Raw genomic sequence first — 23424 nt, 5'->3', positions numbered from 1 at the left:
GGCTCTCAAAGCGCCGTTTTAAGCGAGTATAGCGCAGAGTTGGGCCCCGCGCCGCGCAAATAGCGAGGTGCGGGGCTTCCCTTCAGACTCAAAAAAAGGCGCCGCGCGATTTGCGCGGCGCCAGACCCAACCGGAGAAGGGCATTTCCTTTGCCCGCTCGGCGGGCGGGAGCTATCAGCCCTTTCTCTGGATCTCGACAGAATGGGGATAGGGAATGGATATGCCGTTGGCGTCAAAGGCTTCTTTCACTGCCTTTGTCAGTTCGAACTTCAAATCCCAATAGTCGTCTGCGACGCACCACAAACGAGCCGTCAGATCTACCGAGCTGTCACCCAGATTGGTGACCCTCACCCAAGGCTCGGGATCACTCATGATGCGCTCCTCCGCCTTGGCGACGTCCAGGATGATCTGCATCGCCTGATCTGCGCTGTCCCCGTAATCAATACCAAACACCAGATCGACCCGTCGCGTTTCATGCGCCGAATAGTTGGTGATGATCGATCCCCAAGATTGGCCGTTTGGCACAATGATCTGCACGTTGTCCGGAGTGACCAGTTCAGTTGTGAACAGGTTCAGGTCTTTGACCGTCCCGGCGGTGCCACCAATATCGACATATTGTCCCAGCTTATAAGGGCGGAACACAACCAGCATGACACCGGCAGCCAGATCACTCAGCGTACCTTGCAGGGCGAGACCGATGGCCAGCGAAGCCGCACCAAGGATCGCCACGATACTGGTTGCCTGGATCCCAAAAATGCCAAGAACCGCGACAAACACGATCGCCAGTAGTACCCACTTGACCAAACTGGCGACAAAATTGCCCAGAGTGGGATCAATATGCGGCGTCGCATTAATCCGGCGGCGCAACATTCCACTGATCGCACCGGCCACAATCCAACCCAGCACCAGAACGATCAACGCTTTGACTGCGCTAATAATCAGTGGGCTATACGCACCCACCTGCGTTACAACGTCTTCCACGAACGTCTCCTCTGCACCAAAAGCAAACCCGCGCTTGTAGCGCGGGGATCAAGGTATTTTGAGCCAAATTTTCGACCGGGTCTAGGTGCGTGTTTCCTCACTTTTCCCCCTCTTGTTCTTCAGTAAACAGCAGCTGACCGGCCATGCACACTCCCGGACCTGACAACATGGTCCGAACTTGGCAGAGTGGCGAACATCAGACCGATCAAGGAGCCCCACATGCTGGACACCACCTCGTTTCCGATCATGGCCAAATGGCCGCCCCAGTCACCTGATCGGATTCAACTTTACTCCTATCCCACACCCAACGGCGTCAAAGCCTCGATCATGCTGGAAGAAACCGGCCTGCCCTATGAACCCCACCTGGTGACTCTGGCGGATGCAGATGTCAAAAGCCCCGAATTTCTGTCACTGAATCCCAACAACAAAATCCCGGCGATCATTGACCCGAATGGCCCTGATGGAGCTCCGTTGACGCTGTTCGAAAGTGGGGCGATCTTGCTGTATCTCGCCGAAAAGTCCGGCAAGTTTCTCGGTCGGTCCAAATCTGACAAATACCGCGTAACCCAATGGCTGATGTTTCAGATGGGTGGCGTTGGTCCGATGTTCGGTCAGCTGGGTTATTTTCACAAATTCGCCGGCAGCGAAATTGAAGATCCCCGCCCCCGCGACCGATATGTTGCCGAGGCGAAACGTCTGCTGAATGTCCTGAACACGCAACTGGACGGGCAGGAATGGATCATCGGAGATTACTCGATTGCCGATATCGCAATCGCACCTTGGCTGCGCGGGCTGGACTACTACGATGCGAAAGACTTGCTGGGATGGGACAACTATCCACATGTCGCAGCGTATCTCGAGCGTTTTCTCGAGCGCCCTGCCGTGCAAAGGGGCCTTTCGATCCCGGCGCGAGATTGAACGGCAAAGCAAAGTGGTGGATGCAGGCACCTGCATCCACTGGTCAATTCAGCCCGGAAGCTTTCCAGTCAGAACGTAGCGCAGGACTTCAACCACCTGACGTGGCTCCTCGGTGACGGCGAGGGCTGCTGCATCAACCTCTTTCAGGGCATGCTGATGATCCGGGCCATGCAGCACGATGATCGACTTGCCCAGCGCGGCCGCATATCCTGCGTCAAAGGCCGCGTTCCACTGTTTGTATTTCTCGCCGAACCGAACCACTACAATGTCTGCATCCACTATGCCCTTGCGGGTGCGGATCGCATTGACCATCGCGCCTTTGTGGTCGTGCCAATATTTGTTCGGCTCCGCGCCCAGAATTGCAACCCCGCAATCATCACTGGCATCGTGATCGGTCACCGGGCTGTTGAACGTCACATCCAACCCCTTTGATCCTTCGATGATCTGTTCGCGCCAATCGGTGTGAATTTCTCCGGACAGATAAACATTCAAGCCCATAGCAACCTCCGCAATTGTTTCACAGGTTACTTAAACTGCGATCGGTTAAAGCCCAACGCGAAATGAACGTTTGCTGTTCAGGCATTGATCAGATTTTGCGGGCAACCAGATAGCGACGGGCATCACGAGCGGGAAAGCTATCCTGCTCGACCAGTTCAAACCCAGCCTGTTGAACCGCGTTATCCAAATCTGCCTCGGACAGAAACCGCACGAACGGAGCCTTACCCAACAGTTGCATGACCGGCAAAACCAGCCGAATGGCACGAAAACGCCAACTTGCGCCGTGCGACGGCGGGCAAAACGTCTTTGAGATGAACAACCCGCCCGGTTTTAGAACTGAGTTTATCCGCAAGAGACTGCCTTCCAGATCCTCGACCAGATGCAGCAGATTATATGCCAAGGCGACGTCAAAGGGCCCCGCCGGTGGCGTGTTTGCATCGGCCCGAACGAATGTCACGCTGGAGATATTCTGTTCGGAAGCATGTTTCCGACCCACTGCCAACATGCCGGATGAAACGTCAGTGGCTGTGATCGACCTGACAAAACCCGACAGTCGCAAAGCGGTCATGCCGGTGCCACAGCCCAGCTCCAGGACGTCATCCGTCTTCTTCAGATAAGAGGCCGAGCGCTCAAGCGTATGCTCATACGATGCCATATCCTTGATGGGTGATCGGGCGTACTTCTCAGCCACACCGTCCCAGAATTTTGCAGTAGCCGTCATGGGCGATCTCCTTTAGGCCCAAATTAATCATGCGTAGATCGAATAGGAATTGCCGAAATTTGCAGGTTTCTTATACATATTCGTATGACTTATCTTGGTGATTTCGACTGGAACCATATCCGCGCTTTTTTGGCGACAGCCGAAGCAGGCTCGCTTTCTGCCGCTGCCAGGCAATTGGGTCAGACACAGCCCACGCTCAGCCGCCAGATCGCCGCGCTCGAGGCCGACTTGGGCGTGATGCTATTCGAGCGCGTTGGCCGCTCTCTGGAAATCACGCAGGCGGGGGTGGAGTTACTGGATCATACCCGGACCATGGGCGAGGCCGCCAACCGCATCGCGCTGACCGCGTCGGGACAGGCGCAGTCTATCGAGGGGCTGGTCCGCATCACCGCAAGCGACGTCATGTCGGCGTATATTCTGCCCGATCTACTGCGCGAGGTCCGGGTGCAGGCCCCGCGTCTGCGAATTGACGTGATCGCCTCGAATGACATCCGAGATCTGATGCGGCGCGAGGCAGATATCGCGATCCGCCACGTCCGCCCGGATCAGCCTGACCTGATCACCAAACTGGTTCAGGAAGCGTCGGGTCATTTCTATGCCACGACCGAATACCTGAACCGCGCAGGTCGCCCCAAATCCAAACGCGACCTGTCGCAGCACGAGTTCATCAGCTTTGGCGACACCGCTCAGATGATCACTTATCTGAAACCACTCGGCATTCATCTGAGCGAAGACAACTTCCGACTCGGCTCGCAAAACGGAATTGTCGCCTGGGAATACGCCAGGCAAGGATTTGGCGTTGCCCCCATGTCGCAAGAAGTGGGTGACGCGACACCCGGCGTCGAACGCGTTCTTCCCGGGATGGAGGCCATCATGTTCCCGGTCTGGCTGACCACCCATCGCGAGCTGCACACCAGCCGCCGAATCCGGTTGGTCTTTGATCTGCTGACCGAGTTTCTGTCCAAATGAAAAACGCGCCCAAAGGCGCGTTCAACTCGAATACTGCGTGTGATTATCCGCGCAAAACGCCACCGGTGGCCTTGGAGACCTTGGCGATGATCTTCTCGGCCACAGCCTCGATATCTTTTTCCTTCAGGGTCGCATCCGAAGGCTGCAAGCGTACGGTGATGGCCAGTGACTTCTTGCCCTCACCCACACTGCCGCCGATGAATTCGTCAAACACGCGGACGTCCTCGATCAACGCCTTGTCGGCACCGGCGGCGGCGTTCACCAGCGTCAGCGCCTCGACATCTGCGTCGACCACAAAGGCAAAATCACGCTCGACCGCTTGCAGATCACGCAGTTCCAGCGCCGCACGGGTCGCACCGGATTTGCGCGGCATCGGCACCTCGTCCGGCCAGATGGTAAAGGCCATTGCGGGGCCCTTGATGTCCATCGCCTGCAAGACACGCGGGTGCAGCTCGCCAAAGACACCTAGCACCTTCTTCGGACCCAGACAGATTTTACCGTGCCGGCCCGGATGCCACCATGCATCACCGTCTCGCAGGACCTGCACTTTCGCAGGCGCGCCAATGGCGGCCAGCACAGCCTCGGCATCCGCCTTGGCATCGAACAGGTCGATCGGTCGCGAGGCACCGTGAACGTCCTTGGGGCCGTTGCGACCGACAAGCAGGCCGGTGATCTGGGTTTTCTGATCGCCGGGTTCGCCGTCATGGAAGACCGGCCCGACCTCGAACAGGGCCACATCCGCATAGCCGCGCGCCTGATTGCGGGCTGCGGCCTGCAGCAGGCCGGGCAGCAGGTCGGGGCGCATGTGGCTCATCTCGGACGAGATTGGGTTTTCAAGCTGCGTCGCTTCGTCCCCACCACCAAACAGCGCCGCCGAGGCCTGATCGATGAAGGTGTAGCTGACGCATTCATTGTACCCCAGCGCCGCGCAAGTGCGACGCGCCATCGACTGTCGTCGTTGCGTCGGCGTCATCACTGGCTTGGGGATTCCATCAGTGACGCGTGGCAGCGGTTTGCCCTGCAGCTTGGTCAGCGAGGCAATCCGCGCGACTTCTTCCACCAGATCGGCCTCACCCATGACGTCAGGGCGCCAGCTGGGAACGTGAGCCATCTCGCCTTCCAAACGGAAGCCCAAACGGGTCAGAGTCTGGCGCTGCTCGCTTTCGGGGATGTCCATGCCGACCAGCGACCGAACGCGTTCTGCATCCAGTTTGTAGGCCCGCGCGTGGACTGGGGCCTTGCCCACCTCGACCACGTTTGACGCCTCACCACCGCAGATATCCAGGATCATCTGCGTCGCATGTTCCAACCCTTCCAGCGTGTATTCCGGATCGACACCGCGTTCGAACCGGTACCGCGCGTCCGAGTTGATCTTAAGCGCGCGCCCTGTCAGCGCGATCTGCACGTGATCCCAGAACGCGCTTTCGAGAAACACGTTCACCGTTTCCTCGGTACAACCGGTATTCTCACCGCCCATGATACCAGCGATGGACTCGGGACCGTTGTCGTCCGAAATCACCATCATGCCGGGCTGAAGGGTGTATTCTTTCTCGTCCAGCGCGACCAGCTTTTCTCCGCCTTTGGCGCGATGCACCCGCAGATCGCCCTGCACCTTGTCGGCATCAAAGACGTGCAGCGGACGGTTGTGGTCGAAGGTCATATAGTTGGTGATATCCACCAAAGCCGAGATCGGACGCAGACCTATCGCCTTCAGCTGATCCTGCAGCCACTGCGGGCTGGGGCCGTTCTTTACGCCCTTGATCAGACGACCGGTGAAATGTGGCGCGCCGTCCAGAGTATCCTCGTCGATGGTCACTTTAATCGGGCTTTTGAGATCGCCCGGCACCGGCACATAGTCGCGCACTTTCAGGGTACCCAATCCGCGCGCTGCCAGATCGCGGGCAATCCCGGCCACGCCCAGCGCATCTGGTCGGTTCGGCGTGATCGCAATCTCGATCACCGGGTCGATCTTGGACGGGTCGTTCTCGGCCAGCCAGTCAACGAAGCGGTCGCCCACTTCGCCCGTCGGCAGTTCGATGATGCCGTCATGCTCGTCCGACAGCTCCAGCTCTCGCTCAGAGGCCATCATACCAAAACTTTCGACACCACGGATTTTGCCAACGCTGATCGTCAGATCCAGACCGGGGATATACATGCCGGGCTTGCAGACCACGACCGTGATGCCTTCACGCGCATTGGGGGCACCACAGATGATCTGCAACTCACCCTCGTCTGTCTGCACGTTGCAGACGCGCAGCTTGTCCGCGTCGGGGTGTTTCTCGGCGTGTTTCACGTAGCCCAGCGTAAAGTCCGCCAGCCGGTCCACCGGGTTCACGATCTCTTCGACCTCGAGGCCGAGGTCGGTCAGTGCATCAGTGATTTCGTCAACTGATGCGTCGGTGTCCAGGTGATCCTTGAGCCAGGAAAGAGTGAATTTCATCGGTCGTCATCCGCCAGTCATCTTGGGTCAGCCCGCGTGTAACGGATATTGCGCACAGGGGAAAGAGGCAGCATGGTCCCCCGGCGTTTACTCTTCTGCGACCGTGTTCGACACGCTGTCTGAACCCGCGAACACCGCCAGAATGCGAGCAATGCCGTCGCCGGTATTGACCCCGAAATGAGTTGACCGAAAAGCCTCGACAAGGGCATCGCCCTCTTTATAGATACGCGTGCCGGCCTCGCCGTAATCGACCGTAATTTCCCCTTCCAGAATATAAGCCATCAAGGGCGCATCGTGGCGATGAGGTCCGGTGTTTTGGCCGGGCTGCATGGAAACGATCGCCATCGTAATCTCGGGCGTACCAGTGGGATATTCCAGCACTTCACCAATGACCGAGGTTTGGGTCTGCAACAACACCTCGACCGGTGGATAGGTGTCACGGGCAAGTACGGGTGTGGCGGCAAGGATCAGAGCGCTCAACAACAGCGGTTTCACGACGGTGTTCTCCTGTTTGTGCGATCTGCAGATGATCGCGCCTGAGCTATGAAGTCAACGCTCAGGGATAGGTGGGCGAACGCCCCAAAAGTTCGTCCAATTGCCGCCCGATCCAGCCATGCGGGATGAAATGCCCGCCCGGATGTGTATCCAGAACCACTTGCCCCCGAGCGCAGTCAGTCCATTCCATGCGACTGAGCGTCAGGAACGGTACCACGCTCCAATTTCCGCGCGGGATGGCTGTGCCGCAATCGAACTTCTGTCGCCACAGTGCCACCGGATAGGTCGTGTCGTTGTCCGGGCCAAATGGGAAATCCATCACGGCATCGCTGGTTCCATGGACATGGCGAACCTGTCGCGGCGCTTGCGGGCAGCTCTCGGTCTGGCGAATGCTGCCCGCTACAGCAAGCAGCGCCGCGACCGCGTTACCGGATTGGCAGACGTAGCGCCAAGCCATCGCACCGCCAAAAGAATACCCCGAGACATAGATACGGGTCGGGTCGATCGGATAGCGCCGACCGACATCCTCAAGAACGCGGTCGGCGAAACCAACGTCTTCAGTCTCGGAACTCCAGAAATTCCAGCTTTTGCCCAACCCGTTGGGGGCAACCAGTAGAACGCCCCTGCGCGCGGTCGCCCCAGCAATCCGTTCGTGGTTCACGACGACGTTTCCTTGGCGCGCCCAACCGTGAAAATGCATCAGCACCGGCAAGGGTGTTTCACCATCCCACTCGTCCGGTTCAAGCACGTGATAAGAGCGATCATCCAGTTGGCAAGCAGTGTCACCCTGACAATCGGCGCGCCACGGCCCCATTGCAAAAGCTGGTGTCGCGGCCATCCAAAACAAGCAGATCAGTCTGTACATCATGTCGCGGAGCGTAACCGCCTTGCCGCCAGTGTCACGTCACATATGCGTCAAAGATTGTTCTTCACGCGGGCTGCGTTCATCGCCGTAGCGACAATCCATTGTGGAATAGGTGCACTTTCGCCGGATCCGCCGATAGTTTGACCATCTGCCCGCGCAGATTTCGCTCGATTCCCGGGAGTTTGGCAATGATACTCTCGGCGCCGGGTTTGTCCGCAAAATACAACAATGTCACTTCGCCCAGCGCTTCGGTGAAATCTACCTCACCTTCGAAAAACCCCGACGCGTCATCCGGCAACATATCCTCGGGGCGTACGCCTACATTGACCTGCAATCCCTGCTGATCCGGGGTAGTGGAGATCGCCGAAACGACGGCTCCCCCGGCCTCAAGCGTCACCGTCGTGGTTTGCCCGGTCTCTGAAATAACGCCAGGCAGCAGGTTCATCGCAGGTGAGCCGATAAATTGCGCGACAAATTCGTTGTCCGGCGTTTCATAAAGTTCTAACGGCGTGCCGACCTGGGCGATGCCCTTGTTGGCCAAGACAACAATCCTGCTGGCCAGCGTCATGGCCTCGACCTGATCGTGGGTCACATAAATCATCGTGCTTTCTGGCATCGCCTCTTTCAATCGGGCGATTTCGATCCGTGTGGCGACACGTAGCGACGCGTCAAGGTTCGAGAGCGGCTCGTCAAAAAGATACACTTTCGGGTCCCGCACGATGGCGCGGCCAATGGCAACCCGTTGCCTCTGGCCGCCGGACAGCTCCTTGGGAAGACGATCCAGAAATGGCTCCAGTTGCAGGGTCCGGGCGGCGCGATCCACAGCGGCGCCGATCTCGGCCGACGGCATCTTGGCGATCTTCAAGGCAAAGGCCATATTTTCGCGCACTGTCATATGTGGATAAAGCGCATAGCTTTGGAACACCATCGCAATGCCACGCTGCGCCGGCGGCACGTCGTTCATGACCTGGCCCTCGATCTCGAGCGTACCGCCCGAGATATTCTCCAACCCGGCTATCATCCGCAGCAGGGTGGATTTCCCGCAGCCCGAGGGGCCGACGAACACAATCAGTTCACCCGTTTCGATATCCAGGTTGATGTTTTTCAGAACATCGACCGGGCCATAGGTCTTGGCTACGTCCGTTAGATTAAGTTCCGACATGCCTTACCCCTTTTCCCTGACCATCAGACAGAATTGCGCGACACCCAGGGTCACAGTCCCCGCCCCTGAGACGCCGCCCAATTCCTCGCCGATGGTGCGCCAATTGCCGTCTGGCAGAGCGACGCTTTCCGTTTCGGAACCGAGGTTGAATGCGCAGAACACCTTTTCGGCGCCAGCTTCACGCAGGAAAGTCAGCACAGACCCGTTCTGCGCCATTTGTGTCTGCACACCTGACATCAGCGCCGGATACGCATGGCGCAACGCAATAGCGCGGCGGTAATGGTGCAGCATCGAGTTCGGCTCCCGCTCCATCCGATCCACTGCTCGCTCGGCCTGCTGGGCGCTGACAGGAAGCCACGGTTCGCCGGTGCTGAACCCGAGCTCCTGGTCCTGCGCAGCCCAGACCATGGGCGTACGGCACCCGTCGCGGCCTTTGAATTCAGGCCAGAATTCTATGCCATAGGGGTCCTGCAACCGCTCGAATGGCACCTGTGCTTCGGGCAGTCCAAGCTCTTCACCCTGATACAGGCAGGCCGAACCACGCAGGCACATCATCAGGACAACATGCTGACGGATCGCTTCGTCAGACAATTCCCAGCGCGAGGCATGGCGTTGAACGTCATGGTTCGAAAACGCCCAGCAAGGCCAGGCATCCCCGGCTTTCTCCTCAAGCTGATCAAAGACGTGCTTGGCATAAGTCGCAGTCAGCGCACGCTTTTCCAGAAACTCAAAGGCATAACACATATGCATACGCTTATCGCCGGTCGTGTACTGACCCATAATCTCAAGCCCACGCTGCGCATCCCCGATCTCACCCAGACACGCCCGACCTTCGTATTCGTCAGTCACGGCACGCAGCCGTTCCAGAAACGCAATGTTTTCCGGCTGGCTTTTCGAGAAAAGGTGATCCTGATGGTTGTATGGATTAACCATCGGCGCAATGGAGGCGTTGCGCTGATCCAAGGGTAGTGCAGGATTGTCGCGCAATTGGGCATCGTGGAAATAGAAATTGATCGTGTCCAAACGAAAGCCATCGACACCGAGATCCAGCCAGAACCGCGCCACGTCAAGCAGGGCATCCTGAACGTCGGCGCAATGGAAATTCAGATCGGGCTGCGAGGCCAGAAAGTTGTGCAGGTAATACTGCTGCCTGCGCGAATCCCACTGCCACCCCGAACCGCCAAAGATCGACAGCCAGTTATTTGGCGGCGTGCCGTCAGGTTTGGGATCGGCCCAGACATACCAGTCGGATTTAGCGTTATCCCGACTGGTACGGCTTTCGCTGAACCAAGGGTGTTGATCCGAAGTATGCGACAGCACTAAATCGATCATGACCTTCAGATCCAGTGCATGCGCCTGATCCAGCAAATCGCGGAAATCGTCCGTCGTGCCAAACATCGGATCAACATCGCGGTAATCGCTGACGTCGTACCCGAAATCTTTCATCGGAGACTTGAAGAATGGCGAAATCCAGATCGCGTCGACACCCAACGAAGCGATATAGCCCAACCGGCTGGTGATCCCCTTCAGGTCGCCGATTCCATCGCCATTGCTGTCCTGAAAGCTGCGCGGATAGATCTGGTAAATCACCCCACCCCGCCACCATTCAGACGACGCCTTGGTTGCTTTGATATGATTTGTGTTGTTCTGCACGTTCATGACACGCCTTTATTTGACTGAACCGGCCAGCAGGCCGCGGACGAGGTATTTCTGCATTGCAAAGAAGACAGCCAGCGGTACGGCGATCGACACAAACGCCGCCGTGGCAAGGATTTCCCAATTGCCGCCGCGTGTACCCAACAACTCGACAATGCGGTTGGTCATCACGGTGGTTTCGCCGGACGCATCGATCAGGAACACTTTGGCGACCAGCAGGTCATTCCAGGTCCAAAGGAACTGAAAGATCGCGAAAGAGGCCAAGGCCGGAAAGCTGAGCGGCAGGATGAGTTTGGTGAAGATCTGGAATTCGGTCGCCCCATCGACCCGCGCGTTTTCGATCAGATCGCGCGGCAATCCGGCCATGTAATTGCGCAACAGGTAAATTGCCAACGGCATCCCAAACCCGGTATGGGCCATCCAGACACCCAAGTACCCTTTGCCAATCCCGATATTCAGGTGGAATTTCAGCAGCGGGATCAGCGCCAGTTGCAATGGAACAACCAGCAGCCCGACCACCGCTGCGATCAGCAGAGCACGGCCCGGAAAATCCATCCATGCCAACGCATAGGCCGCAAAAGCGGCGACAAGGATCGGGATGATCGTTGCCGGGATCGTTACCGTGAGTGTGTTGAAAAAGGCCTTGCCCATGCTGTCGGTACTGTCTTCGGCCAGCAGCACCTTGTGATAATTGTCGAGCGTGAATTCGGGCGGCAGTTCTGCGGTTACAAAGACCCGCGCGCCCCTGCTGCCGGTGAATTCCTCAGAATTCTCCATCCGGTAGTTTCCGCTTGCATCCACAGTGATCGTCCCGCCGCGCCGCAGTTCTGCGGTCTCTCCCGGCTCAAAAGCATCCACGGCACGCGAGCTGACCCCCCATTTCGATATTGTCGCCTTGGTTCCTGCGTCAAACAGGTTGCCTTCAATGACATACATCCCGTTTTCCAGCACCTGCGTTTCTGGCGCGGCACTGCGCAGTGTCAGGTTCTGCTCGGACGGGAACAGGGATCGCCACCACCCGCTGGTTGCGATCTGATCGGCCGTACGAAAAGATGAGATCAGCAGACCGAGGGTCGGAAAGACCCAAAGCACCACCAGTAAGACCACCGAGCCGTGGACAACCCATCTGAGCGCCGGTTTGGTTCCTGCAATATCGCTCATGCCAGTCCCCTCACTGCATTTCCTTGCGCGCATTGCGCACGTTCCAGACAAGGATCGGTGTCACCAACAGCATGATCACCATGGCCGAGGCCGACCCAACGCCCCAGTCATTGGCGCGGAATAGTTTGTCGAACATGTAATTGGCGAGGACCTGCGTTTCCCACTGGCCGTTGGTCATGGCGAAAACAATGTCAAAGACCTTGAGAACGGTGATCGTGATTGTGGTCCAGACGACCAGAATGGTTGTCTTGATCTGCGGAACTTTGATCTTGAAAAAAATCTGGAACGGGTTTGCACCGTCCAGAATGGCGGCCTCGATCGTTTCCTCGGGGATGCCCCGCAAGGCCGCGGACAGAATGACCATCGCAAAGCCAGTCTGAATCCAGACCAGAACGATCATCAGGAAAAAGCTGTTCCAATACGGTATGGTCAGCCAAGTCTGCGGCTCTGTCCCACCGAAGAAGATGTACAACGCGTTCAGGATACCAATCTGATCCTGCTCCGCCGGACGGGTGTCATAGACGAGTTTCCAGATCACGGAAGCGCCGACAAATGATATCGCCATGGGCATGAAGATCAGCGCCTTGGCGACATTTCCCCAGCGAATGCGGTCCGTGAGCTGCGCCACCAACAGTCCAAACCCCGTCGACATCGCTGGTACCACGATCAGCCACAACATGTTGTTGCGCATTGCTTCCCAGAATTTGGGCTCGGCTGCCATTTGCCGGTAGTTTTCCAGACCCACCCATTCATACCCGCCGCCCGGCAAACGATCTGTAAGCGACAGGCGTAGTGTTTCAACCACCGGATAAGCCAGATACAGGCTGAGTGCGGCCAGAGCGGGAAAAAGAAACAACCAGGGGCGGATAATGTTCGCGCGATTGATGTTGCGGCCCGCATTCGGCCCGCGCGGCGGGAACAGAATCTTGTCCAGAAACTGGTTGGAAAAGTAGAAATAGCCCACACAGCCCGACACGCCGATGGCGATGGTCAGCAGGCCTTGAAGTGCCGGATGCATGACGCTCTCCGTTGCGAAGGGAAAAGGGGCACCCCGACATTGCGGACTGCCCGGTTTCAGATGGGATCAGTCCAACGCATCCCACGAGGATTGGATTTCGTCCGCCACCTCTTGCGCGGGCTTACCGCCGGTATAGTCGACCATCCCGGTCCAGAATGTGCCTGCACCAACGCCACCGGGCATCAGGTCGGATCCATCAAACCGGAAGGTGGTCGCTCCCAACAGGATATCGTTCATCTTCTTCAGCGTCGGGTCCGAGAAGACAGAAGTATCCACACCCTTGTGAGGCGTCAGAAATCCAGTCAACGCCATCCAGGTTTCATGCGCTTCGGGGGTTTGAAGGTACTCGATCAGAGCATGCGCGCCGGGGCTGTCATTGGTGACCGCCCACAAAGTGCCCGCACCCAGTACAGGACTACCGAGATCCTTGCCTTCATAGGCCGGGAAATAGAAGAAATCCGCATCCTCACCGACAACGGTGCCTTCGGGGAAGAAAGCCGGAATGAATGAGGCCTGACGGTGCAGGTAACATTGTGGCGGCGAGCTGAACATGCCTTTGGGGCTGTCGCGGAAATCGGTGGTTGCAACAGCACCTGCACCGCCCGCGACATAGTCGTCGTTGCGGGCAAAGGCACCGAATTCTTCGATCGCGGCAACGACTTTTGGATCGTTGAACTTCATCTCGTTCGCGACCCAAGCGTCATAATCCTCGGGTGACTGGGTGCGCAGCATCATATCTTCGACCCAGTCGGTCGCGGGCCAGCCAGTCGCGCCGCCAGACCCCAACCCGATGCACCACGGGGTTTCGCCGTCGGCCACAATCTGATCGGTCAGCGCCTTGAGCTCTTCCATCGTTGTCGGCACTTCATAACCGGCATCTTCAAAATTCTCTGGAACAAACCACACCAGCGATTTCACATCGACCTTGTAGAAGAAACCATACAGATGGTCCTGCCCATCCGCCCCCGGGAAGGTGCCCAGATCAACCCAGGACTGCCCGGCAGCATAATTGTCGCGAATCCAGTCTGCGGTACCGTCCCCCAAAGCTGTCAGGAAACCGGATTTCGCCATGTCTGCGGCCAGACCGGGCTGAGGAAACACTGCAACGTTCGGTGCCGAACCGGCCTCGGCATCGATCCGTATCTGCTGTTCGAAACTGTCCGAGCCGACATAGGCGTACTCATGCCCGGTAGCGGCGGAAAATCCGTCCAGCACTTTTTCGACATTTTCCTGATCCGGCCCCAACCACGGACCAAACACGGTGACCTTGTCAGCCTGAGCCGCGCCCGCCATCAGGGCGAACGTGGCCGCGCCTGCGTAAAGCGAGTGTTTCATGAATTCTCCTCCCAACGTTGACTTGCGCACCTGAGACTCAACTTTTCAAAGCGCTTTGGATAGACGACTTTATCCGCTAACATTCAGCATCTGTCAATGATGTGTTTTCCACTCCCCTTATTATTAACGCTATCATCGAATAATTCAAAACGGGTTGACGGAAGGCGAATTTACGCACAAAACAAAACACAATTGAAATTTGAAGGCGCTTTGAAGTCCATGAACCTTAAACAGCTCTCGGAAATCCTCGGTCTTTCGCAGACGACGGTCAGCCGCGCCCTGAACGGCTATCCGGAGGTCAACGAGAAAACACGCATTCGGGTTCAGGCTGCGGCAGAGAAACATGGATACCGTCCGAATAGTCGCGCTAAGGGGTTGGCAACTGGAAGGTCAATGGTCATCGGGCACGTGATTCCCAGCTCATCGCGCCACGAGATGGTAAACCCGATCTTCGGCGATTTCGTTGCAGGTGCAGCAAAGAAATATGCCGATTTCGGCTATGACATGATGTTCACCCATGCCGCAGATACCTCGGTCGAAGAGGCATATCAAAGTCTGTTCAAACGGGGCGCGGTGGACGGGATCGTCCTGCAAGGCCCGAAAGTGGATGAGCCGCGGATACCGGTTCTGTCAAAAATGGGCGTTCCGTTCATCGTACACGGCAGATCGACCAGCGCGACCGAGCCCTACGACTGGATAGACGTGAACAACCAACGTTCCTTCGAACGCGCAACTCGGTTTCTGATCGATCTTGGCCACCAGCGTATCGCCCTGATCAATGGGCTTGAGGATATGGATTTCGCCCAGCGGCGGCGCAATGGTTACATGGCTGCGCTGGCGGCCTCCGGATTGACGCTTGACCCCCAACTGCTGCGCAGCGCCGAAATGACCGAAGTTTACGGCCATAAGGCAACCTGCGAATTGTTGCGGATGGAGAATCCACCCACGGCAATACTGGCCTCGTCCATCATTTCTGCCGTAGGCGTTCGCAGGGCGCTGGATGAGAACGGGCTGCGTATGGGCCATGACATTTCTGTCATCGCCCATGACGACGATCTATCCTATATGAAGAACGGACAGGATGTGCCGATCTTCACCGCCACGCGGTCTTCTGTCAGGCACGCCGGAGAACTGGCCGCCGAAATGCTGATTGAACGGATCAACGCCCCCAACGACCCCCCCAAAAAGCGCTTGCTTGAGGCCGAACTGGTCGTCGGCAGCTCGACGGGCCCTGCACTGCAAAGGTCCTGACATGAAACACACGCGCCAAGATTTTCCGAACGATTTTCTGTTCGGCGTCGCAACCTCGGCCTATCAGATCGAAGGGCACGCCCAGGGTGGTGCAGGGTCGACCCATTGGGACAGCTTTGCTGCGACACCGGGTAACGTGGTTCGGTCCGAAAATGGCGATAGGGCCTGCGATCATTACAATCGTTTTAGGCAGGATTTCGACCTGATCCAGGATGCAGGGTTTGACTGCTATCGCTTTTCCACAAGCTGGGCGCGTGTTCTTCCCGAGGGGCGCGGACAGGTTAATCAGGACGGTCTGGATTATTACGACCGCTTGACGGATGCGTTGCTCGAACGCGGTATTCGCCCCTGCGCAACGCTTTACCACTGGGAACTGCCCTCACCCTTGACCGATCTAGGGGGGTGGCGAAATCGGGACATCGCCGGGTGGTTTGCCGATTTCACCGAAATCATCATGGGTCGGATCGGCGACCGGATGTACAGCGTCGCGCCAATCAACGAGCCCTGGTGCGTCAGCTGGCTCAGCCATTTCGAAGGACAGCACGCGCCCGGCTTGCGGGATGTCCGCGCCACGGCGCGCGCCATGCACCACGTACTGCTGGCCCATGGTCGGGCCATCGAAACGATGCGGGGATTGGGGATGGGCAACCTGGGCGCCGTATTCAATCTGGAATGGGCTGAGCCAGCGGATGACAGCGACGCTGCACGGCGCGCGGCGGATCGTTATGACGGGATCTACAACCGGTTCTTTCTGGGTGGTGTTTTCAACAAGTCCTACCCCCAAATTGTTCTGGATGGGCTCGAAGCGCATCTGCCATACCGCTGGCAGGATGACTTCGACACAATAGGAACTCCGGTAGATTGGTGCGGATTGAACTACTACACTCGCAAGCTGATCGCCTCTGGCAACAGCGCATGGCCAAGCCTGAAGGAGGTTCCAGGCCCCTTGCCTAAGACCCAGATGGGATGGGAGATCGACCCCGCAGCGCTGTCACGTTTTTTGATCAGGACCGCCCGCGAGTATACTGCGGACTTGCCGATCTATGTGACCGAAAATGGCATGGCGAGCAGCGAACGTAGTCAGGATGAAGACCGCATAGAATACCTCGACTGCCATCTGGCCCAAGTTCGTCACGCCCTAAACGAAGGAGTTCCGGTCAAGGGGTATTTTGTCTGGTCACTGTTGGATAATTACGAATGGGCCTTGGGATATGAAAAACGGTTCGGGCTTGTCGATGTGGATTTTGCCACACTCAAGAGAACACCGAAGGCCTCCTATTACGCGCTGAAAAATGCTCTGCTCAAGGGATAAAGTGCTCATTCCGGGTTACTCGTGCGCCGGCATCCAAAGGTTCATTGGTGCTCGCGGTATTTCCGCGACCGTAGATTTTGATCCTCAAGTATCGTGCCCAAACACTCAGCTTGCAGCGTCCAACTGCCTCACCAGTGCCGGAAGATCGGCCACGGTATCAATCACGTAGTCCGCGCCCGCCTCCTTTAGGATTTTTATGGCGTGGATGCGCAGCGCATCGACTTCGGCTTCCGGCAGTGTCGCCAGTTCTTCTGGCGTTTTGCCGACGGCATTTCCGGACAGGGACACACCAACGGTAAGACATCCCGCTGCGACGCCTTCCTTGATGCCGGGCTCCGTGTCGTCCACCTTTATAATTGCCTGAGGCGGATAGGCCACCAAATCGACCATGCATTTGTACATGCCAAGTGGTCCGGGCCGACCCTCAGGCAGATCGTCCGAACAGACCAGGTTGTCCGGCTCATATCCCTGCTTAGCCGCGACCGGAACGACATTTTCCATGATCGACCGCGTGTAACCCGTGGTCGATCCGATTTTCAGACCCATCGCACGTAGCTCGTCCACTGCATCTTTGGCGCCCGGAACAAGATCCGCATAATCAGCGGCGACCTTTTCATTCATCGGAACAAAAACCTCATAGACCTTGTCCACATCCGCAACCGTAGGCCGGTTGCCGTACTTGGTCTCCCACTGAGCAGCGATCTCTTCCATATCCATCATGCTTCGGATGTGATCCCATTTCGGAGCACCCATCGGCGCGCGCGCCTGCTCGATGGTCGCAATGATACCGAATTCAGCAAAGGCTTTCACAAATACCCCCATTGGCGCAAAAGACCCAAAATCAACAATCGTACCGGCCCAGTCGAATACGGCCGCTTTGAATTTGCTCATCTTCTTCTCCTTGGATCAGGCCGGTTCGGCTCGCTTGTCTTTGAGGTCAGAGGGGATGGGGTTGCCCTATCGACGCCCATTTTCTTTAGTACGTCTCGGGTAACATCGACAACAGCCCACATGACGGCTGCATCCACCTGTCCGATATGGCCGCCGCGGAAGCTGTCCGGCTTGTTCAGCTTTCCCGGATAATTGAGAATGAGGTTGGCCGTTTGGTCCTGATCCGGCAAGCCGGGGTCCAGCACGTTGGCAATGCTGTACGATTGGACCGGGCCGCCAGTGTCGTAGTACAGAACAAGATCGACAATCGTGTCAGAGGCTATCTAGGGGGTCAGATGCAACGCTTACGATGTTTGCTGGATACGAACCGCAGGTATTCCTAAATGCGCTGCGGAAAGGTCGCACGCAATAATAGCCGAAGCCGACGTTCGGCGTGAGGTTTTCAAGGTCTGCTTTGTGTCATGAGCGGACATCGACTGGTTAAGTATCGGCTTGAAGGTGTAGCGGGCAGAGCGAGCGACGAGCTGCATGAGCTGCTGGACCGTGTTGTCGTTTCCTATGATCAAGACGCCAAAAACCATGTCCTGGACATGCAGAGCAATCTGATCGCCATGCTCAAAAAAGCAAAGCCCGCCGATGAGGCGGGCGTTGATTCCGACGACAGTTAGTCTGACGCTGGTTGCGGGAGCAGGATTTGACCTTTGCCGAACTACAGAAGTACTGAGAAAACCCAGAAAAACTAAAGGGCAGAGTTACTAGGCGTCATCTGATCGTTCAAATCCTGTTCAGAAACGGCATTTGATCGGCGGTCGAACAACAACTGCCGAGAGTAACGAACCAGCCGTACACAAAACTCCTGACGACCGAAACGTTCGTCAAGCAAATGAGAAATTGTCCTCTGTCAGCAAAGCGATATCGACACCTGTGAGTTCAACGGAGCCGGTACTCCAATCAACGACAGTTCCAGAGCCCGTGTCAATAAAGTGGAGATCAATGTAGGTACTTCCTCTTATTTCCAGAACATCAATACCAATCTCGAAATCCGTAATGGTGTTGTTACCCATATCCCATTGCGTATCGAAGACGAATTCGTCGGCGCCCAATCCACCGGTCAGTGTATCGTTTCCATTATTGCCTACCAAACCGTCATTTCCAGCGCCGCCGACCAGGTAATCGTTTCCAGCGCCTCCGTAGAGACTGTCGTTTCCGTCATCGCCGTAAAGTGTATCGTTACCGTCATCGCCTCGGATCAGATCATTTCCGGTTTGACCAAAAACAACATCATCGCCCGCACCGACGTAAACCAGATCATTGCCTCCGCTTGCGGTGATGTTATCGTTCTTGGATCCGCTCCCGCCAACATACAGACCATTGAAGCTTCGACCATTCTGTTCAAACTCAAAATGCTCAAACTTCGACTGTTGGTAGATGTGGAGAACATCTCCATCCATATCTGTCAGTTCGATCCGTGCTCCGCCACTCTCACTTTGCCCCCACTGGCCGGTCAGATCCCAGAGGCTGATGTCTTTAAACAGGATTTTGTCGTTGGCGGATGTTGCGTCCAACTCGTTGATGTACGTATTGCCCGAGCCGCGCTCGAATACATAAGTGTCATCACCGTCGCCGCCGAACAGACCATCCCAACCCTCGCTGCCGCCGCCGTTCAGCCAATCATTGCCATTTTCGCCGTACAGACGGTCGTCGCCGGAGTGCCCGAATATACCATCGTCGCCCTCCCCTCCATAGATGATGTCATCGCCCGTCTCGCCCCGGATGTGATCGTCGCCGCTCTGCCCGTAGACAACATCATCTCCCGCACCAGCATAAATTAGATCATTGCCTGCGCTTGCGGTGATGTTGTCGTTCTTGGCTCCGCTCCCGCCAACATACAGCCCACTGAAGCTTCGGCCATTCTGCTCGAATTCAAGGTGCTCAAATTTCGACTTTGCATAGATGTGAAGAAGATCTCCATCTGCATCTGTCAGTTCGATCCGTGCTTCGCCACTCTCACTTTGCCCCCATTGGCCGGTCAGATCCCAGAAACTGATATCTTTAAAAAGGATTTTGTCGTTGGCAGAGGTTGCGTCCCATTCGTTGATGTACGTATTGCCCGAACCACGTTCGAACACGTATGTATCATCCCCATTAGCGCCAAAAAGGCCATCCCAACCGTCGCTACCACCGCCGTTCAAATGATCATTTCCGTTGTTTCCATACAAGCGATCATCGCCGGAATGCCCGAACAGCCCGTCGTCACCGTCCCCTCCATGAAGGATATCATCTCCAGCTTCGCCGCGGATATGATCGTCACCGGAATGCCCGTGAACAACATCGTCTCCTGCGCCAGCGAATACTAGATCGTTGCCTCCACTTGCGGTGATGATGTCGATCGTGGCGCCACTTTCGCCAACAAACAAACTGTTGAAGCTTCGGCCATTCTGCTCAAATTCGAATACTTCGATCTCCTGAAGTGTTGAGAGAGATATATGAATTACGTTTCCCAGATTATCCAGCAATTCAAGGCGGCTCCAACCTGCCGGGTCGTGATACCAATGCACAGACAAGTCCCAGAATGGTATATCCTTGAACAGTATTTTGTCCGAATTCGAAGTGGCGCCTTCTTCATCAATCCAGGTTTTCCCGGAATCCTGATTCAATATGTAAGTATCGTTACCTTCTCCACCAAAAAGGCCATCCCATCCGGTTTGGCCCTGAGCTCCAAGAATGTCGTTCCCATTACCTCCATAAAGGGTGTCAGCACCACCACCGCCCCACAGAGTATCGTTGCCGTTATTTCCGTAAAGGGCGTCTTCCCCCTGGCCACCGTAGAGGTCGTCATCCCCATCGCCGCCGTGGAGCGTGTCGTTGCCGCCATCGCCACGCATGAAATCGTTTCCGGCATGGCCGTAGAGAACATCGTTACCCTCTCCGGCAATAATCAGGTCTCGTCCGCTGCTGCCTGTGAGGGTATCATTCCAGCCAATGCCACCGCTGACACTTAGTCTGTCGAAAATGAGGTCATTGGCTTCGAATTCAAACTTTTCGATCATTGATGCATTGTAGATATGGATTTGATTGCCGTCATTGTCGGCCAATTCCAATCGGTCTGTGCCATTGGCATCTTGGCCCCAATGTCCGGACAAATCCCAGATCGAAACATCCCGGAACAGTACGCGGTCCCCTGTGGAACTCGCATCTATGTCGTCAATAAAAGTGTTTCCCGATTGTTCACTGAACACATAGGTATCGTTACCTGATCCACCATATAAGCCGTCCCAGCCAACGGCTGATCCACCGTCCAGCCAGTCGTTGCCGTAGCCTCCATAAAGTGTGTCGTTACCCGATCCACCGTAGAGTGAATCGCTTCCGATATACCCTGTCAGCGTGTCGTTGCCGGATCCACCAGAGAGCAAGTCATCTCCTCCGTAGCCGACAAGAGCATCGTCGCCTTGATCACCATATAAGGCGTCATTTTTGCTCCCACCACCAACGATGTCATTACCTCGTCCACCAGCAATAAAGACTGCTGCCAACCTGTTGCCAGCCTCAATGTTGTCGTCGCCATTGCCGCCATAAACCGCTTCCACGTTGTGGTTGCTCAAATTTATTGTGACAGCAGTGCTACCCTCAACCTTGACAGTATCGTACCCGCCCCCGCCGTCTATTGAACCAGAGGTCAGATCTTCATGATCGACAAACAGAATATCATTACCTCCGCGCCCTAGCAGAGTGTCTGCTCCAGCGCCGCCTGACAAAACGTCATCATTACTACCCCCGGTAATGACATCGTTCCCACCTTCACCGGAAAGCTCCAACCGTCGTGTCGATCCGGATCCATCAATGGTGTTATCGCGGGCGTCTCCAATGACACCGTCAATCTCCTGTTGACCAATGGTCAGATTTGCCTGGGGGGAGTGTTTGATAGTAATAATTGTTCCATTTCCAAGCATCATGTTGCCTTCAGCCAGGAATTCAACGCTGCGCGCAACCACCAGCAAAAGCTCGCCACGTGTCATGTGACCGGATTGGAGGTTGCCCAGCCACAAAGCAACGTCGGCTTCTGAAGGCTCAGCATTAAAGGCGTTCTGTAGAATGCGGCGCACAAAAGCGTCATCGCTGTAGGATGCGACGTCCAGTCCTGAATCGGGATCCGGGGTCACAGTTTCCTCGGTCAGGCGCGTAGCGAAGCTTAGTAAGGATTCCTGCCCGTCGAGCGCATGTTGCGCCATGAGGTCAAGCACTCCATCGCTGAACTTTCTTTCGTAGAGCACACCCAGAAGGCTTTGTGCGACATCTCTGATATAGCTTTTGTCGAGCGAGCGTTCAGCGCGGATGCTGTTCAGTACAACATCAAAGTTGTTTGTCGACATATGGCCATTACCGACCACGATGTGTTCTGAGGATTCCGACAGGCTCGCAACAAAGGCCGCGCGGGTAGTCGAGCCACCAGACAACTGCGCCAATGCATCGGCAAATTCCCTCATGCTTGCCCCTCGACCAAATGCATTGGTGTAAACTTGGTCAATGAATGCAGCATCCGTGATATCGGGATAGCGCGCTGCGAACTCTCCGGATTGCATGAGTTCATTGGCGAGGCTTTCGATATTCAGTTCGCCGTCCTGAACATATGCAACAAGTTCTTCATAGTCAGATCGGTTAAGATCACGATCCAGAACCGTATCATAAAGGCGTTCCGCTTCCGCAAGAACCCGAGCTTTTGAAGGTTCGTCCAGTCGAACTTCATAGCTGGTTGTCACCCGATCTATGGTGCGCGTTAGGGACCAGGTTTCGATTCCCGTCCCGTCCACTTGATGTGAGCTGGTAAAGCTACCATCCTGATCGGAATAGGCGGTCGAATATGTACCGTTGCCTACAGGCGAGCTGTTAACCGTGAAACTGGATTCATCTGTTGTTTCTGTATAAATCAACCCATCCGCTGATACCGTCGAGGTTCTGATGTCGTTCACCTGTCCTTCGACATCAAAGGTCTTTTCAATACTGATCAGACTTCCATCCACGCCTGTAACGGACCTGGCCCAAACATCCAGAACCCCATCGCCATCATGATCACGTGTCTCTGTGACAGTCCGGCCATCAGCGCTGATACTCCGAACGAATGTTGCTTTGGTTTCGCCATCGGCGTAGCTTTCGTCCGTGCGAATAGTTTGTCGGCCACCGTCATGTAACTCAGTCGTAGTCAAACTGCGGCTGTCTATATCGCCGTCGCCGTCAATGTCTGTCGTTACACTCGTGCTTAACCCGTCCGCAGATTCGATCACGGTCTGCAGATAGGTATAACCTGTTGAGCCATTGATATCCGGAAGGTCCCAGATCTCATTAATTAAATTTGGATCACCTAGCTTTTCCTGTAGCTGTGTAATTCGGTTTCCGTCTGCATCAAAATGGGTATTCGAAAAATAAGAAATATCTGTTTGCGCATCGCCATCCAGATCAAAGCTCAATGAACTGGTCATTCCATTCGCCGATACAAATTTTGTTGCGATACTGGTCTCGATCCCCCTGACATCTACATCGCGATAAGTCGTCAGAATTGACTGATCAGCTGTTATTGACGTGGCGACAGCTCTATCCGCGTTTCCATCACCATCGGTGTCAGTTCGCGTTAAGCGCATTCTTCCGTCAGCTGTTTCGGTCACCTGAACCGAATGGATCAGTGTCGAGTTCTCTGCAAACGCCCGATCTGTTTGTGTCCATGCCCCGCTGGCTTTGGTCAAAATATCTCTGGTGCGG

At 56.0% G+C, this 23424-nt stretch carries 19 protein-coding genes; 5 read left to right on the top strand and 14 right to left on the bottom strand.

Annotated elements, in window-relative coordinates:
- Positions 1-174: 174 nt before the first annotated feature.
- On the bottom strand, positions 175-981 hold the full coding sequence (locus AC2TCY_RS15715) for a mechanosensitive ion channel family protein (protein WP_480848752.1): 807 nt from the start codon (positions 979-981) through the stop codon (positions 175-177).
- A gap of 219 nt (positions 982-1200) precedes the next feature.
- On the opposite strand from AC2TCY_RS15715, the gene AC2TCY_RS15710 reads away from it, so the two are divergent.
- Entirely contained in the window at positions 1201-1899 is a 699-nt protein-coding gene (locus tag AC2TCY_RS15710) for a glutathione S-transferase family protein (RefSeq protein WP_480848751.1), read from the top strand.
- A 48-nt stretch (positions 1900-1947) separates the two neighbouring features.
- Here AC2TCY_RS15710 and AC2TCY_RS15705 read toward each other — a convergent pair whose 3' ends face one another.
- Both AC2TCY_RS15705 and AC2TCY_RS15700 read right to left on the bottom strand, forming a co-directional pair.
- Positions 1948-2397 (bottom strand): YtoQ family protein, encoded by a 450-nt coding sequence (locus tag AC2TCY_RS15705; protein WP_480848749.1) that lies wholly within the window; start codon positions 2395-2397, stop codon positions 1948-1950.
- A gap of 88 nt (positions 2398-2485) precedes the next feature.
- Positions 2486-3118: a class I SAM-dependent methyltransferase gene (locus AC2TCY_RS15700; RefSeq protein WP_480848748.1), complete on the bottom strand. Its 633-nt coding sequence runs from the start codon at positions 3116-3118 to the stop codon at positions 2486-2488.
- Positions 3119-3202: 84 nt separating this feature from the next.
- Between AC2TCY_RS15700 and AC2TCY_RS15695 the strand changes: the two genes are divergently transcribed.
- Positions 3203-4087 carry a LysR family transcriptional regulator gene (locus AC2TCY_RS15695; protein ID WP_480848747.1) on the top strand — a complete coding sequence of 295 codons (885 nt, stop codon included), beginning with the start codon at positions 3203-3205 and terminating at the stop codon, positions 4085-4087.
- 43 nt (positions 4088-4130) lie between these two features.
- Here AC2TCY_RS15695 and pheT read toward each other — a convergent pair whose 3' ends face one another.
- The 8 genes from pheT to AC2TCY_RS15655 all read right to left on the bottom strand — a co-directional run bounded on the left by pheT (position 4131) and on the right by AC2TCY_RS15655 (position 14219).
- The gene (gene pheT / locus AC2TCY_RS15690; RefSeq protein WP_480848745.1) at positions 4131-6527 is read right to left on the bottom strand and encodes a phenylalanine--tRNA ligase subunit beta; all 2397 of its coding nucleotides are present in this window, start codon (positions 6525-6527) and stop codon (positions 4131-4133) included.
- A gap of 87 nt (positions 6528-6614) precedes the next feature.
- Complete coding sequence (locus tag AC2TCY_RS15685; RefSeq protein ID WP_480848743.1) at positions 6615-7022, bottom strand: cupin domain-containing protein; 408 nt, start codon at positions 7020-7022, stop codon at positions 6615-6617.
- A 61-nt stretch (positions 7023-7083) separates the two neighbouring features.
- Positions 7084-7890, bottom strand: a complete 807-nt coding sequence (locus AC2TCY_RS15680; protein WP_480848741.1) for a CE1 family esterase — start codon at positions 7888-7890, stop codon at positions 7084-7086.
- A gap of 76 nt (positions 7891-7966) precedes the next feature.
- Complete coding sequence (locus tag AC2TCY_RS15675) at positions 7967-9049, bottom strand: ABC transporter ATP-binding protein (protein ID WP_480848740.1); 1083 nt, start codon at positions 9047-9049, stop codon at positions 7967-7969.
- A gap of 3 nt (positions 9050-9052) precedes the next feature.
- Positions 9053-10708, bottom strand: coding sequence for an alpha-glucosidase (locus AC2TCY_RS15670; protein ID WP_480848739.1), 1656 nt, complete (start codon positions 10706-10708; stop codon positions 9053-9055).
- 9 nt (positions 10709-10717) lie between these two features.
- The gene (locus AC2TCY_RS15665; protein ID WP_480848737.1) at positions 10718-11866 is read right to left on the bottom strand and encodes a carbohydrate ABC transporter permease; all 1149 of its coding nucleotides are present in this window, start codon (positions 11864-11866) and stop codon (positions 10718-10720) included.
- Positions 11867-11876: 10 nt separating this feature from the next.
- Positions 11877-12884 (bottom strand): carbohydrate ABC transporter permease, encoded by a 1008-nt coding sequence (locus tag AC2TCY_RS15660; protein ID WP_480848736.1) that lies wholly within the window; start codon positions 12882-12884, stop codon positions 11877-11879.
- 66 nt (positions 12885-12950) lie between these two features.
- Entirely contained in the window at positions 12951-14219 is a 1269-nt protein-coding gene (locus AC2TCY_RS15655) for an ABC transporter substrate-binding protein (RefSeq protein WP_480848735.1), read from the bottom strand.
- A 219-nt stretch (positions 14220-14438) separates the two neighbouring features.
- On the opposite strand from AC2TCY_RS15655, the gene AC2TCY_RS15650 reads away from it, so the two are divergent.
- Positions 14439-15470, top strand: coding sequence for a LacI family DNA-binding transcriptional regulator (locus AC2TCY_RS15650; RefSeq protein ID WP_480848733.1), 1032 nt, complete (start codon positions 14439-14441; stop codon positions 15468-15470).
- Position 15471: 1 nt separating this feature from the next.
- Positions 15472-16782 (top strand): GH1 family beta-glucosidase, encoded by a 1311-nt coding sequence (locus AC2TCY_RS15645; RefSeq protein ID WP_480848731.1) that lies wholly within the window; start codon positions 15472-15474, stop codon positions 16780-16782.
- A gap of 105 nt (positions 16783-16887) precedes the next feature.
- Here AC2TCY_RS15645 and phnX read toward each other — a convergent pair whose 3' ends face one another.
- Both phnX and AC2TCY_RS15635 read right to left on the bottom strand, forming a co-directional pair.
- Complete coding sequence (phnX, locus tag AC2TCY_RS15640; protein ID WP_480848730.1) at positions 16888-17673, bottom strand: phosphonoacetaldehyde hydrolase; 786 nt, start codon at positions 17671-17673, stop codon at positions 16888-16890.
- Entirely contained in the window at positions 17670-17918 is a 249-nt protein-coding gene (locus AC2TCY_RS15635; protein WP_480848728.1) for a hypothetical protein, read from the bottom strand. Before AC2TCY_RS15635 ends, phnX begins: the two co-directional genes overlap by 4 nt.
- 216 nt (positions 17919-18134) lie before the next feature.
- Here AC2TCY_RS15635 and AC2TCY_RS15630 point away from each other — a divergent pair, with 216 nt between their 5' ends.
- Entirely contained in the window at positions 18135-18341 is a 207-nt protein-coding gene (locus AC2TCY_RS15630) for a hypothetical protein (protein ID WP_480848727.1), read from the top strand.
- A 207-nt stretch (positions 18342-18548) separates the two neighbouring features.
- On the opposite strand, the gene AC2TCY_RS15625 is transcribed toward AC2TCY_RS15630, so the two are convergent.
- Complete coding sequence (locus AC2TCY_RS15625; RefSeq protein WP_480848726.1) at positions 18549-23135, bottom strand: DUF4214 domain-containing protein; 4587 nt, start codon at positions 23133-23135, stop codon at positions 18549-18551.
- Positions 23136-23424 lie beyond the last annotated feature (289 nt).

This window comes from Ruegeria sp. HKCCD7181, from assembly GCF_057221055.1.
This window is presented reverse-complemented; position numbering and strand designations above follow the sequence as displayed.

Excerpts from the sequence above, each read along its gene's own strand:
- AC2TCY_RS15710 (WP_480848751.1), top strand. The coding sequence starts at position 1,201 with ATGCTGGACACCACCTCGTTTCCGATCATGGCCAAATGGCCGCCCCAG.
- AC2TCY_RS15705 (WP_480848749.1), bottom strand. The coding sequence starts at position 2,397 with ATGGGCTTGAATGTTTATCTGTCCGGAGAAATTCACACCGATTGGCGC.
- AC2TCY_RS15700 (WP_480848748.1), bottom strand. The coding sequence starts at position 3,118 with ATGACGGCTACTGCAAAATTCTGGGACGGTGTGGCTGAGAAGTACGCC.
- AC2TCY_RS15695 (WP_480848747.1), top strand. The coding sequence starts at position 3,203 with ATGACTTATCTTGGTGATTTCGACTGGAACCATATCCGCGCTTTTTTG.
- pheT (WP_480848745.1), bottom strand. The coding sequence starts at position 6,527 with ATGAAATTCACTCTTTCCTGGCTCAAGGATCACCTGGACACCGACGCA.
- AC2TCY_RS15680 (WP_480848741.1), bottom strand. The coding sequence starts at position 7,890 with ATGATGTACAGACTGATCTGCTTGTTTTGGATGGCCGCGACACCAGCT.
- AC2TCY_RS15675 (WP_480848740.1), bottom strand. The coding sequence starts at position 9,049 with ATGTCGGAACTTAATCTAACGGACGTAGCCAAGACCTATGGCCCGGTC.
- AC2TCY_RS15670 (WP_480848739.1), bottom strand. The coding sequence starts at position 10,708 with ATGAACGTGCAGAACAACACAAATCATATCAAAGCAACCAAGGCGTCG.
- AC2TCY_RS15665 (WP_480848737.1), bottom strand. The coding sequence starts at position 11,866 with ATGAGCGATATTGCAGGAACCAAACCGGCGCTCAGATGGGTTGTCCAC.
- AC2TCY_RS15660 (WP_480848736.1), bottom strand. The coding sequence starts at position 12,884 with ATGCATCCGGCACTTCAAGGCCTGCTGACCATCGCCATCGGCGTGTCG.
- AC2TCY_RS15655 (WP_480848735.1), bottom strand. The coding sequence starts at position 14,219 with ATGAAACACTCGCTTTACGCAGGCGCGGCCACGTTCGCCCTGATGGCG.
- AC2TCY_RS15650 (WP_480848733.1), top strand. The coding sequence starts at position 14,439 with ATGAACCTTAAACAGCTCTCGGAAATCCTCGGTCTTTCGCAGACGACG.
- AC2TCY_RS15645 (WP_480848731.1), top strand. The coding sequence starts at position 15,472 with ATGAAACACACGCGCCAAGATTTTCCGAACGATTTTCTGTTCGGCGTC.
- phnX (WP_480848730.1), bottom strand. The coding sequence starts at position 17,673 with ATGAGCAAATTCAAAGCGGCCGTATTCGACTGGGCCGGTACGATTGTT.
- AC2TCY_RS15630 (WP_480848727.1), top strand. The coding sequence starts at position 18,135 with ATGAGCGGACATCGACTGGTTAAGTATCGGCTTGAAGGTGTAGCGGGC.